Here is an 11,695-nt window from a genome sequence, read left to right as displayed (position 1 = left end):
TCTCGTACACGCCGTCGATGCACGAACGCGCGTAGGCCATCAACTGATCGCGCCGGCCGCTGCGGATCGCGTCCACGAAGAAGCTCAGGTCGCCGCCGACGTTGAACAGCTCGGGCACGAGCGAGCCCGTCACCCAGAAGTCGAACTGCAGGCCCGAGTCGCGCGCGCCGCGCGCGAGATGGATGATGTCGGTGACGAGTTGCTGGTTGAAGCACGGCCGTGGCTCCGATCGAAGCATCATCCACATGACATTGCGACCTTCTTCGTAGAACGCGGTCAGTTGCGTGAGTTCACCTGCTTCGTAAAACGGGCGGCACGCCGGATGGGATTGGAGTTGCATGGTATGTCCTCGTGATGTGGTTTTTCAAAGACCGCCGCAGCCGGTGTCGCGTGGGGAAACCCGCTCCCCGCATGGCGCCGGCCGCGAGGCATCGCCATTGTTGCGCGCGCACAAAACTCGAATTGCGGGGAATGACGCACGACCGGGACGCGGTTGCGCGTCGCATCCGGCGGGTTCGGCCTCGATCGCGGCGCACGGCGGAATCGGCCCGGCGGGCCGGCGGCGGGGCGCCGCATCGCGCAACCGGCGGCCGTGGCGCGACCCGGCGCGACCCGGGCGGACGGCTTGCGGGCGGCGCGAGGTCGCTGCCGCGGCGCCGGTACGGCGGGCCGTTCGCTTACGCGTTGAAAGCGCCGCCGGGCCGTCGACGGTCTCTTATGGAATGTGCGGACTGGCGCCGGCTGCGCGGGTGGACTAGCTTGAGAAGATGACGCCGGTGCGCCCGGCGTGCCGGGAGGGGACCATGACCGCATTCCAGAAGATGTGGCAGTTGCTCGTCGGAAAGCCGCTGGACCCGCTCGATCCGCGCACGCGCCATGCGATCGCCGTGACACCGTTGCTGGCGTGGGTCGGGCTCGGCGCCGACGGGCTGTCGTCGTCGTGCTACGGCCCGGAAGAGGCGTTCCTCGCGCTCGCGCACCACACGCCGCTCGCGCTGTTTCTCGCGTTCGCGACGGCGGCGACCGTGTTCGTCATCGCGCTCGGCTACAACCAGGTGATCGAGCTGTTTCCGACCGGCGGCGGCGGCTATCGCGTCGCGACGTCGCTGCTCGGGCCGAAGCCGGGGCTCGTGTCGGGCGCGGCGCTGCTGGTCGATTACGTGCTGACGGTCGCGACGTCGCTCGCGAGCGGCGTCGATGCGTTCTACAGCCTGCTGCCGGTCGGTGCGCAGGCGTTCAAGCTCACGACCGAGATCGTGCTGATCCTGTTGATGACGGGGCTCAACTTCCGCGGGATGCGCGAGTCGATCATCGTGCTGCTACCGATCTTCATCGGCTTCGTCGTGCTGCACTTCGGGCTGATCGTGTATGGCGTCGCGGTGCACGGCAGCAACCTGGCGATGATCGTGCCCGACGCCGTGCACGAGGCGCACGGTATGTCGCAATCGCTCGGCACGTTCGTGATGCTCGCGTTGCTGATGCGCGCGTTCTCGCTCGGCGGCGGCACGTACACGGGCCTCGAGGCCGTGTCGAACAACGTGAACATGCTCGCCGATCCGCGCGTGCCGAACGGCAAGGTGACGATGTGGTACATGTCGACGTCGCTCGCGTTTACGGCCGGCGGCATCATCCTGCTGTACATGCTGTGGCACGCGCGGCCGGTCGAAGGCGAGACGCTCAACGCGGTCGTGTTCGGCAGCGTGATCGATCGTCTCGGGCTCGGATCCGCATTCGCGCGGCATGCGCTGCTCGCGGCCGTGCTCGCGTTCGAGGCGGGGCTGCTGCTGGTCGGCGCGCAGACGGGCTTTCTCGACGGGCCGGCCGTCCTGTCGAACATGGCGTCGGATTCGTGGGTGCCGCGCCATTTCCGCGACCTGTCGACGCGGCTCGTGCGGCAGAACGGCATCATCGTCGTCGGCCTGTCGAGCCTGCTGATTCTGCTATGGACGCATGGCAACGTCGACGTGCTCGTCGTGCTGTACAGCATCAACGTGTTCCTCACCTTCAGCATGTCGCTGCTCGGCCTGTGCACGTATTGGTGGCGCCATCGCAGCGAGCGCGGCTGGGTCAAGCACTTTTGCCTGTCGGCGCTCGGCCTGAGCGTGACGGCCACCGTGCTCGTGATCACGCTGATCGAGAAGTTCACGGCCGGCGGCTGGCTCACGGTGCTCGTGACGAGCGCGGTGATCGCGCTGTGCTGCATGATCAACCGGCACTACGCGTACACGCGCACGCAGCTCGCCAAGGAGGACGCATTGTTCTCGGGCAAGCCGCCGGAAGTCGACGAAGCGAGCGCGCCGGGCCAGCCCGATCCGGCGCAGCCCACCGCCGTGCTGCTCGTCGGCAAGCATCGCGGCGCGAGCATGCACGCGCTGCTGTGGGTCAACCGGCTGTTTCCGGGGCACTTTCGCAACGTGATCTTTCTCGCGGTAGGGGAGGTCGATGCCAAGGCGTACGACGGACACGAGCATCTCGAACGGCTGCGCCACACGATCACCGAATCGCTCGACTACTACGTCGCGCACTGTCGCCGCAACGGCATTGCCGCCGATTACCGGATCGCGTTCGGCACGAACCCGGTCGTCGAATTCATGAACCTCGCGTCGTCGACGCTCGATGCGTATCCGAACGCCGTGTGCTTCGCGAGCAAGCTGATTTTCCGGCGCGTGAACTTCCTGACCGCTTGGCTGCATAACCAGACGCCGGTCGAGTTGCAGGCGCGGCTGCATGTCGAGGGGCGGCAGATGGTGCTGCTGCCGATGAATGTCGGGTAGCGCCGCATCGCGCGCAACGTCCGGCGCCTGTCGATAATTTCTCCACACGAGCCGCGCCATTCCGGGGCCGCATGCTTGAATATGTCACAGCATGACATAAAATGAAGGCAGGCCTTCGCGTTATCCGGCTTCCGCGCCGCACGCGAACCCGGACGCGCGATGCGCGCGTCGCGCCGGGCGAACGTCCGGTTCAGATGAACGGGCGGCGACCGGGCGCAGCGGGATGGCCGGCCTCGCCGCGACCGGCGGCTGGCGCCGCACGGGCTTGTGGCGACCACGACGAGGGGAAATGACGATGATGGTTACGTTTCGGTCATCCGCCGCACCGGATATCGTGATGTTGCGCGATCTGGCGCAGTACCTGCTGGGGCTCGTCGGGAAGGGACTCGACGTTCGCGGCGTGCTTTCCGCCGATGAATTGCCGGAGGCGATCGCCCGGCTCGAGCAGGCGATCAGGGATGACGCGGCGCGGGAAAGCGCGCACGCGTATTCGACACGCGGGCTGCGCACCGAACTGGCGCCGCACGCCGGCGGGCTCGCGCAGCGCGCGTGGCCGCTGCTGGACATGATGCGTGCGGCCCATGCACAGGGCCGACACGTGATGTGGGGTATGTAGGCGCGTCGCGCGGCTGCCCCGACAACCGGACCTCCACTGAAAGGCCGACGGTTGCGCGTCGCACGACGCCGCATCGCCGGCCGATTTTTTTGCGTGGCGCGCTTACGGGTGATGGTGGGTATGCGAGCGCGGCGAGCGCCGCGCGGCCCGGTGCAGCAGCCTGTCGCGCGTGCGGTCGCGGCTGCGCCGTTCCGCGAAGAACAGCACCGCGAACACGAGGACCGTGAGCAGCACGATGGTGGGAACGATACCGTTTTCCATGTCGCCTCCTGCAGCGTGAGGACGAGGGGTGCCGCGGGACGTCAGCCGGCGGGCATGAAGGCGCCGGCGAGCTTCGTATCGATGAAGCGCTTGGCCAGCGCGATCGAGATCCCGACCGCGTCCGAATCGTTACGGAACACGTCGTGTTTCGGGTCGAGCAGATGCGCTTCGTGGCGGCCGCCGGCATCCCCCCAGTATACGACCGCGAGCGGCTGGTACAGGGCGCCGAGTTCGAGGCCTTCGCCGGCCACCGCATCGACCAGCGCGCCCGCGCGGATCTCGCATTGGCGACAGGTCACGCAGAGCGGTGATTCCATGTTGATCTCCTTCGCGGGCGCCGCGCGTTCCGACCCCGTGCCGTCCGCGCGCACGTTGCGGCAGGCTCGGGGCCGACGAGCGATTGCCGGACCGCATTCACGTGAGCAGCGGCATCGCTTCGATCAACGCGATCCCGATCAGTGCCCCAAGCGCCGCGCCGATCAGCTTCGGATGCCAGCGTTCGAAGTGCAGCGCCGTCAGCAGCGCGCCGAACAGGATCACGCCCAGCAGTGCGAACGCGATCACGAGGTAACCGATTTCGAAATCGTTGTCGATCAGCATGATGTCTCCTTCCCCATGTCGGCGTGCCGGATGCACCGGATCGTCATTCGTTTCGGCGACGTTGCGGGAACGATTTGCCTATCTGGATTATATATCGCGACATGATGCAAATGGCAGTCGCGCGGGGTGCGGACGTGGAGGCGGCGACAGCCTGCATGTACGGTGCGCGGCGCGCTTGCCGGCACGTCCGGTTGATGGCGACGCGGGCCGTCGCTGCGCGGCTTGACGCTCACCGGCCCGTCACCCACACTGGGTCGAGCGACGGGCGAGGGCTGCGCGGTGCGCATGTTGCCGGCGTCGATGCCTGCCCGTTGCATCCCACCGAACACGAACGCGCGGAGAGCTTCGACGTGGTGCGTTTCCCCTTTCCCCGATTGACCGGTCGCATGCCGGCGCGCACCCTTGCGCTCGCCGGCGTCTTCGCTGCGGTCGCGCTGGCGCCTGCACGGCCCTCGTTCGCGGAGACGGGCGACGCAGCGCCGGTGACGCTCGTCAGCGACGTCCACGTGTTCGTGCTCCAGCACGACGGATCGCTCGACGAGCACGACGATTCGACGCTGCGCGCGAACGATGCGAACGGGATCGACGCGATCGCACAGCGCTACGTGTGGTTCGACAGGAACCTGGAGAAGGTCGACCTGCTCGCGGCCGAGACGATCGATCGCGACGGCGTCGCGCATCCGGTCGGCCCCGACGGCATCCGCGACGTGCAGGAGCCACGTTCGGCCGGCGCCCCGACGTTCCAGGACGGGCTGTTGCGCACGGTCGTGTTTCCCGGCGTCGAGGCGGGATCGAGCACGCGCATCGTGTTTCGCAAGACGCGCACGAAGCGCGTCAACGCCGGTTACTTTGGCTATTACGTCGAGCCGTCGCGCGAGCCGGTCGAGAGCCAGCGGCTGATCTTCGACTTGCCGGCCGACCTGCCGCTGCATGCGGACGCGCGCGGCTACGTCGCGCTGCCGCCCGTGACCGAAAACGGCCGCACGCTTTACGAGTTCGATTACCGGCACGGGCCGTACGACCGGATCGAGAGCGGCGCGGTCGGCTACCCGACCTACGGCGATCGGCTCGTGGTGTCCACGCTGCCCGACTACGCGGCGTTCGCCGCGCGCTATCGCGACGCGGCCGTCGACCCGAGCGCGAACGATCCGGCCGTCGTGCAACTGGCGCGCGCGCTCACCGCCGACGCCGCCGATCCTCACGACAAGGCGCGCATCCTGTACGACTGGGTGCAGGCAAACGTGCGTTACGTCGCGCTCTTTCTCGGCGAAACGGCCGCCGCGCCGCATCGCGTGACGGACATCCTGCGCAACCGCTACGGCGACTGCAAGGATCACGTTGCGCTGTTCGGCGCGCTGCTCGCGGCGGTCGGCATTCGCAGCGAACCGGTGCTGATCAATCTCGGCTCCGTCTACACGTTGCCGTCGGTGCCCGGTTACGGCGGCGGCGCGATCAATCACGCGATCACGTGGCTGCCCGATCTCGGGCTCTATGCGGACACGACGACCGGCGGCATCGCGTTCGGCTACCTGCCGCCGATCGTGATGGATCGTCCGGCGCTGCTCGTCGATAGCGGCGTGCTGTCGCGTACGCCGGCCACGCAGCCGCGCCGCCGTGTCGCGCGGCTGGAGATCGATGCCGCACAACCGGGTTCCGCGCGTTTCCACGCGCTCATCGAGGACGACGGCTGGACGGCGGAACTCGAACGCACGCTGTTTCGCCGCGCGCCGCCCGAACGCATCCGGCAGCTCGCGAACGAGCGTGTGCGGCAAAGCGGGCTGCGTGGCCGCGCGCAGATCGCGACGAGCGATCGCCGCGTGACGCAGGGGCCGTTCGACGTGACGATGACCGGCACGCTCGATCATCTGGTGTGGCCGGACGGCACCACGGCGGTGCCCGCGCTGTCGAGCCTGACGGGCGGGATCGCGACGCAGGTCGAAAGCTGGCTGACGGAGCCCGCGCGCACGCAACCGTGGGTGTGCATCGGCGGTTCGTTCGACGAGACCGGCCAGATCGCGCTGCCGGCCGGCGTCGCGGTGACCGACCTGCCGGACGATACGGTCGTGCACGACCGCTTCGTCGACTTCACGTCGCATTACGTGTTCGATCCGGCCGCGCGCGTCGTGCAGATCACCCGCAGGATGAACGCGGCGTTCGGCCGCCAGGTATGCACGCCCGACGAATTCACGGCGCTGCGTGCGTCGCTCGAACGCATCGAACGCGACACGCAGGCACAGATCGTCGTGCGTGCGCAGCAGCGTTGAGCGCGGCGGAGGCGGCGCGCGTCACGATCGACGCACAGGAGAGAAACATGACGACACGGGAATACGAGATCGCCGACCTGTCGAAGGAATTGCCGGGCCGGATCGTGCAGGGCATGGTGATGAACGGCGCGCCGGTGGATGCGCAACAGTGTGCGGCGCTTGCCGTGCAAATGTGCGACGGCGCTGATGGACGAGCTCGACGCGCGCAGCGGGTGAGCCGGGCCATCACGGCCGGCGGCGCGTGTTGCGACGCCGGCGGAGCGTGAGCGGGCGACACGGCGCGGCCGGCCCGCGCATCGGCATGCGTCGCGCGAGCCCCGTCACGCGTCGGCGTGCGCGTCGCTTTCCGCGCGCACCGCGCCCGGCGGCCGCCCGACCACGCGCTTGAACGCACGGCTGAACGCGGCGAGCGACCCATAGCCGAGCCGGTACGCGACCGCCTCGATCGCTTCGCGGTCGCGTGCGATCCACTGCGCGGCGAGCCGCATCCGCAGCTCGGTCAGATAGCGCACCGGCGTCATCCCGGTGGCTGCAAGAAAGCGTTCGGCGAACACCGAGCGCGACACGCCGGCTTCGGCGGCCAGTTCCGCGACGCTCCAGTTCCGCCCCGGATCTCGATGCAGCGCGACGATCGCGCGGCCGAGCTTCGGTTCGCGCAGCGCCTGCACCCAGCCCGTCGCGTCGCCGCAGCCGCATTCGACCCAGCCGCGCACGATGAACGCGGCGACCACGTCCGCGAGCCGCGCGAGAATGCCCGCGAAGCCCGCCCGCGCGGAGCACGATTCGCGCTCCATCGCATCGAGCATCGGCCGGATTTCCGGGTAGCGCGCGAGCAGCGTGCCGACGTGCATGAACGCCGGCATCGTCCCGACGAGAGGCTGCATGCCGCCGAGATCGAGCTCCATGCACGCGCTGAAGATCAGCGCATCGCCGGCGCCCGGCTCCGTCGTCGCGCACGACGTGGCGCCCACCGCCGCGACCGTGTCGCAGATCTTCGCGACCTCGAACCCGCCGATCTCGCGGCACGCGGCATCCGGATCGGACATCAGCGCATGCGTGAGGCCGTGCGGCAGCAGGATCGCGTCGCCGGCCTCCAGCTGCACCGTCGTGCCGGCCGCGTCGCGCAGCAGCACCGGCCCGCGCCCGACGAAATGGAACTGCGCGCGGCCCGGCGCCTGGCCGAAGCTCAGCCCGAACGGCCGCGGCACCTGGATCCGGCGGTACTGCACGCCGCTCAGGCGCATGCCCAGCAGCAGCTCGCTGACGAGGTCGTGCGCGTCGGGTACATCGGGAAGCAGAGGCTCGGACATATCAGATTCGGACGTTCGATCAATAAGGGCGGATTGTATGTCATAGACCGTCCTGCCGTGGTTCCTTACGATACGCCATCACTGGAACGCTTTTTTCATACGGAACCACGCATGAATCCCGGAATGTCCTCCACCGCCGTCACGGCGACTCCCCGCGAACCGGCCTGGGGCGCGGTGTTCGCGATGACGCTCGGCGTGTTCGGCCTCGTCACCGCCGAATTCCTGCCCGCGAGCCTGCTCACGCCGATGGCCGACAGTCTCGGCGTGACCGAAGGCGTCGCCGGTCAGGCCGTGACGGCTACCGCGACCGTCGCGCTCGTCACCAGCCTGTTGATTTCGGCGCTGACGCGCACGATCGACCGGCGGCGCGTGCTGCTAGCATTCTCGGTGCTGCTCGTCGCGTCGAACCTCGCGGTCGCGTTCGCGCCCAACCTGACGACGCTGCTGGTCGGCCGCGTCGTGCTCGGCGTCGCGCTCGGCGGTTTCTGGACGATGGCGACGGCCACGGCGATGCGGCTCGTGCCGACCGCGATGGTGCCGCGCGCGCTGTCGATCATCTTCAGCGGCGTGGCGGTCGCGACCATCGCGTCCGCGCCGATGGGCAGCTATTTCGGACACCTGATCGGCTGGCGCAACGTGTTCCTGATCGCGGCCGGAATCGGCGGCGTCGCGCTCGTGTCGCAGGTCATGACGCTGCCGTCGATGCCGCCGAGCGGCACGACGCGGCTGCGCACGCTCGTCGACGTGTTGCGCCGGCCGACCGTCGGCCTCGGGATGTTCGCGACGATCCTCGTGTTCACCGGGCATTTCGCGTTCTTCACGTATCTGCGGCCGTTCCTCGAACAGGTGGCCGGCGTCGGCGTGAACGGGCTGTCGGCGATCCTGCTCGGCTACGGTATTGCGAACTTCGTCGGCACGTCGCTCGCGGGCCGCGTGCTCGAACACCGGCTGCGGCCGATGCTGATCGGGATGCCCGCGCTGATGGTCGTGCTCGGCGTCGCGCTCGTCGCGCTGGGCCGCGCGCCGATGCTCGACGCGGTGCTCGTCGCGTTGTGGGGAATGGCGTTCGGCGGCGTGCCGGTCGCGTGGTCGACGTGGGTCACGCGCACCGTGCCCGACGAAGCCGAGAGCGCGGGCGGGCTGATCGTCGCGGCCATCCAGCTCGCGATCGCGACGGGCGCGGCGGTGGGCGGCGTCGTGTTCGACGCGAACGGTGCGGGCGGCGTGTTCCTGGGCGCGGCCGCGGTGCTGGCCGTCGCGGTGGCGACGATCGCGACCGGCGTGCCGAAGCGGGTCGGGGTGGCGGCAGCGCTGGCGGAGTGACCGATGCGTGAGCGCCGGTGGCGCGCTGCTCAGCGCGTCGGCGCGTGTGCGTCGAGCAACTGCCGGTGACGTGTTTCGGTGGCGTCGTCCGCGGGGAACATGCACTCCATGCGCAGTTCCTGCGCGGCGGCGCTTTGCGGCGTACCGACCGTCGTGATCAACGAGAAATAGCGCAGCACGACGCCTTCGTGGACGAAGCCAACCGGAACGACCGGCATCGACGGTGCGGCGGCCGGTGCCGTCGGCGTTTTCCAGTCGTGCGGGGCATGCGGACTGGCAAGCAGGTCGTCGAGCAGTCGCCGCGTGTCGTCGTCGATCACGCGACCGACCGATTCGCGGTACACGCGCTGCAGCAGGCTGCGCGACACGCTGTCCCAGTCGGCGACGAACGGCTGCATGCCGGACGGATCGAACATCAGGCGCAGCAGATTGCGCGGGCCTTCGCGTGCGACCATGTCGATGAAGCAGCCGAAAAAGCGCGGCGCCGCGTCGTTGCTCATCAGCACGTTCCAGTGCCGGTCCATGACGATCGCGGGGAACGGGTCGTGCTGGCGCACGACCCGTTCGAGTGCACGGATCACGCCATGCATTTCCGCCGCGTCCCACGGCGCGTCCGAATACACGGGTGCGTATCCGGCGGCGAGCAGCAGCGCGTTGCGCTCGCGCAGCGGCACGTCCAGCGTTTGCGCCAGCATCAGCAGCGTGTCGCGTCCGGGCACGCTGCGTCCGCTTTCGATGAAGCTGATCTGGCGCTGCGAAATGCCGGCGTCGAGCGACAGGTCGAGCTGGCTCACGCCGCGCAGGTCGCGCCAGTAGCGCAACAGCCGGCCCAGTTCAGGCTGCGGCGCGTTCGGATCGCGGGTGCTCGCATTCATCGCGTTGTCCTGATCGTTCCGTGAGCGACGCCGACGACTATATCGAACTCACGCGGCGTCCGCATGCCACGCGAACGCCTCGAACGGCGCTTCGAGCGCCGGCCGCGCCACGCTGCCGACGTAGTTCGTGATCGTCGATGCGGCGACCACCGCGATCACTTCGAGCAACTGTTCTGCACTGAAGCCGGCGTCGAGGAAGCGCTGCCGGTCGGCTTCCGCCACGCGGCCACGGGTTTCGATCAGTGCGCGCGCCAGCGCCGACAGCGCGGCCAGCGCCGCGTCGTCGGGCAGGCCGCCACGCCGGATCGCATCGACGTGGGCGGCGTGAATGCCCTGTTGCAAGGCGAGCGCGGTATGGAAGGCGACCGGCCATTCGCTGGCGTTCGTGACCGCATTGGTGAGCAGCAGCGTCTGGATCTGCGGCTCCGTGAGGCTGCTCGCGTGCACGCGCTCGAACAGGCCGATGAAGCCGTTGATCAGCACCGGCGAGGCGGCCATGGCCGCCGCGATGTTCGGGATCACGCCGAAGGTTTGCCGGAGTTGCTCGAGGACGGGCTTCGACCCGGCAGGGGCCGAGTCGATCGTATGAAGCGGATAGCGGGACATGACGCCTCCTGGGCGATGAGCGCCGCCGGCATGGCGGCGCGGCACCTGAAGCGTAGGGACGGCCGGGCCGCGCGCCAATTACATCGGATGTAATCGGTTTGTCTATGCATGTTGCTTCACCACCGCCGCAAGCGCCTTCATCGCCTGCAGGTAAGGGTACGGCCCGTGACTGATGCGCGCGACGCCGTATTCGGCGAGTTCGGCCAGCGCCGGCGTTTCCGACACGCGCATGATGTTCACCGGCAGCGGCGATGCGGCCGTCAGCGCGCGAATCAGCGCCGGCGAACGCAGGCCCGGCACGAACAGGCCGTCGGCGCCGGCCGCCGCGTAGGCGCGTGCGCGGGTCAGGACTTCGTCGAGCAGCCGTTCGTCGTGCGTGTCGGCCGCGGCTTTGAAGAACACGTCGGTCCGCGCGTTGATGAAGTAGCCGATATCCGCGCGGTCGGCTGCCTGCCGGGCCGCCGCGAGACGGGCGGCGGCGGCGGCGACCGTGCGCAGCTCGCCCGTCGCCGGGAAACTGTCCTCGAGATTGCAGCCGATCGCGCCGGCCTCGATGCTGCTGGCGATCGTGTCGGCGACCTCCTCCAGCCGCTCGCCATAGCCGCTTTCGAGATCGACGGTGACGGGCAGATCGGTCGCCCGCGAGATCCGCGCGAGCACTTCCAGCATCAGCGCCTTCGGCATCTGCTCGCCGTCGCTGAAACCGTTGGCGGCCGCGACCGACCAGCTCCCGGTCGCCAGCGCGACGCCGCCCGCATCGGCGACCGTGCGTGCGCTGCCCGCGTCCCATACGTTGAACAGTGCTTAGCAGGACGTTGAAATACCCATCGACCGGATTCAGACCACTCTCGCAAATGACATGAATTCGCTCAACGGCTCGGCAATTTTGTTGCCTCACGCCGGATTCAGCGGTAGAGCCCGGCCGGCGAAGGGCTTTCCCGCCAGATTTACTGCATTACGCGCCCGGCGGACGCACGAATCCCAACGTCCTCGAGCCTATCCGGTCTTTTGTGTGTGATGCATAAACTGACGGCCAAGGAGCCACTTTTATGCCACGCAAACGCAA

The 11,695-nt window shown here is 68.6% G+C and carries 11 protein-coding genes and 2 pseudogenes; 5 read left to right on the top strand and 8 right to left on the bottom strand.

What is annotated here, in order from left to right; genetic code table 11:
• Positions 1 to 340, bottom strand: a pseudogene (locus DIE13_RS32075) (enoyl-CoA hydratase); the annotation flags it as partial.
• A gap of 463 nt (positions 341 to 803) precedes the next feature.
• On the opposite strand from DIE13_RS32075, the gene DIE13_RS32070 reads away from it, so the two are divergent.
• Positions 804 to 2,774: an APC family permease gene (locus DIE13_RS32070; RefSeq protein WP_124830981.1), complete on the top strand. Its 1,971-nt coding sequence runs from the start codon at positions 804 to 806 to the stop codon at positions 2,772 to 2,774.
• Positions 2,775 to 3,069: 295 nt separating this feature from the next.
• Positions 3,070 to 3,390 carry a DUF1840 domain-containing protein gene (locus DIE13_RS32065; protein WP_124830983.1) on the top strand — a complete coding sequence of 107 codons (321 nt, stop codon included), beginning with the start codon at positions 3,070 to 3,072 and terminating at the stop codon, positions 3,388 to 3,390.
• Positions 3,391 to 3,492: 102 nt separating this feature from the next.
• On the opposite strand, the gene DIE13_RS33105 is transcribed toward DIE13_RS32065, so the two are convergent.
• The 3 genes from DIE13_RS33105 to DIE13_RS32055 form a co-directional block, all read right to left on the bottom strand.
• Positions 3,493 to 3,651, bottom strand: a complete 159-nt coding sequence (locus DIE13_RS33105) for a hypothetical protein (RefSeq protein WP_175752333.1) — start codon at positions 3,649 to 3,651, stop codon at positions 3,493 to 3,495.
• Positions 3,652 to 3,692: 41 nt separating this feature from the next.
• Positions 3,693 to 3,968 carry a hypothetical protein gene (locus tag DIE13_RS32060; RefSeq protein ID WP_124830980.1) on the bottom strand — a complete coding sequence of 92 codons (276 nt, stop codon included), beginning with the start codon at positions 3,966 to 3,968 and terminating at the stop codon, positions 3,693 to 3,695.
• Positions 3,969 to 4,065: 97 nt separating this feature from the next.
• Positions 4,066 to 4,251, bottom strand: coding sequence for a hypothetical protein (locus DIE13_RS32055; protein ID WP_124830979.1), 186 nt, complete (start codon positions 4,249 to 4,251; stop codon positions 4,066 to 4,068).
• Positions 4,252 to 4,601: 350 nt separating this feature from the next.
• Between DIE13_RS32055 and DIE13_RS32050 the strand changes: the two genes are divergently transcribed.
• Both DIE13_RS32050 and DIE13_RS33100 read left to right on the top strand, forming a co-directional pair.
• Positions 4,602 to 6,515 (top strand): DUF3857 and transglutaminase domain-containing protein, encoded by a 1,914-nt coding sequence (locus DIE13_RS32050; RefSeq protein WP_124830982.1) that lies wholly within the window; start codon positions 4,602 to 4,604, stop codon positions 6,513 to 6,515.
• On the top strand, positions 6,512 to 6,781 hold the full coding sequence (locus DIE13_RS33100) for a hypothetical protein (RefSeq protein WP_175762333.1): 270 nt from the start codon (positions 6,512 to 6,514) through the stop codon (positions 6,779 to 6,781). Before DIE13_RS32050 ends, DIE13_RS33100 begins: the two co-directional genes overlap by 4 nt.
• A gap of 54 nt (positions 6,782 to 6,835) precedes the next feature.
• On the opposite strand, the gene DIE13_RS32045 is transcribed toward DIE13_RS33100, so the two are convergent.
• Positions 6,836 to 7,825, bottom strand: a complete 990-nt coding sequence (locus DIE13_RS32045; protein ID WP_124830978.1) for an AraC family transcriptional regulator — start codon at positions 7,823 to 7,825, stop codon at positions 6,836 to 6,838.
• Between the two features lie 111 nt (positions 7,826 to 7,936).
• On the opposite strand from DIE13_RS32045, the gene DIE13_RS32040 reads away from it, so the two are divergent.
• Positions 7,937 to 9,148 carry an MFS transporter gene (locus tag DIE13_RS32040; protein ID WP_124830977.1) on the top strand — a complete coding sequence of 404 codons (1,212 nt, stop codon included), beginning with the start codon at positions 7,937 to 7,939 and terminating at the stop codon, positions 9,146 to 9,148.
• A gap of 29 nt (positions 9,149 to 9,177) precedes the next feature.
• Here DIE13_RS32040 and DIE13_RS32035 read toward each other — a convergent pair whose 3' ends face one another.
• The 3 genes and pseudogenes from DIE13_RS32035 to DIE13_RS32025 form a co-directional block, all read right to left on the bottom strand.
• Positions 9,178 to 10,023 carry a helix-turn-helix domain-containing protein gene (locus tag DIE13_RS32035; RefSeq protein WP_124830976.1) on the bottom strand — a complete coding sequence of 282 codons (846 nt, stop codon included), beginning with the start codon at positions 10,021 to 10,023 and terminating at the stop codon, positions 9,178 to 9,180.
• A gap of 48 nt (positions 10,024 to 10,071) precedes the next feature.
• Positions 10,072 to 10,629: a carboxymuconolactone decarboxylase family protein gene (locus DIE13_RS32030; protein WP_124830975.1), complete on the bottom strand. Its 558-nt coding sequence runs from the start codon at positions 10,627 to 10,629 to the stop codon at positions 10,072 to 10,074.
• A 102-nt stretch (positions 10,630 to 10,731) separates the two neighbouring features.
• Positions 10,732 to 11,433, bottom strand: a pseudogene (locus tag DIE13_RS32025) (isocitrate lyase/phosphoenolpyruvate mutase family protein); the annotation flags it as partial.
• Positions 11,434 to 11,695: the final 262 nt, after the last annotated feature.

It is taken from the genome of Burkholderia sp. Bp9016 (genome assembly GCF_003857765.1).
GTDB lineage: Bacteria > Pseudomonadota > Gammaproteobacteria > Burkholderiales > Burkholderiaceae > Burkholderia.
The sequence above is the reverse complement of the archived record's forward strand: the minus strand, read 5'-3'. Positions and strand labels throughout refer to the sequence as shown.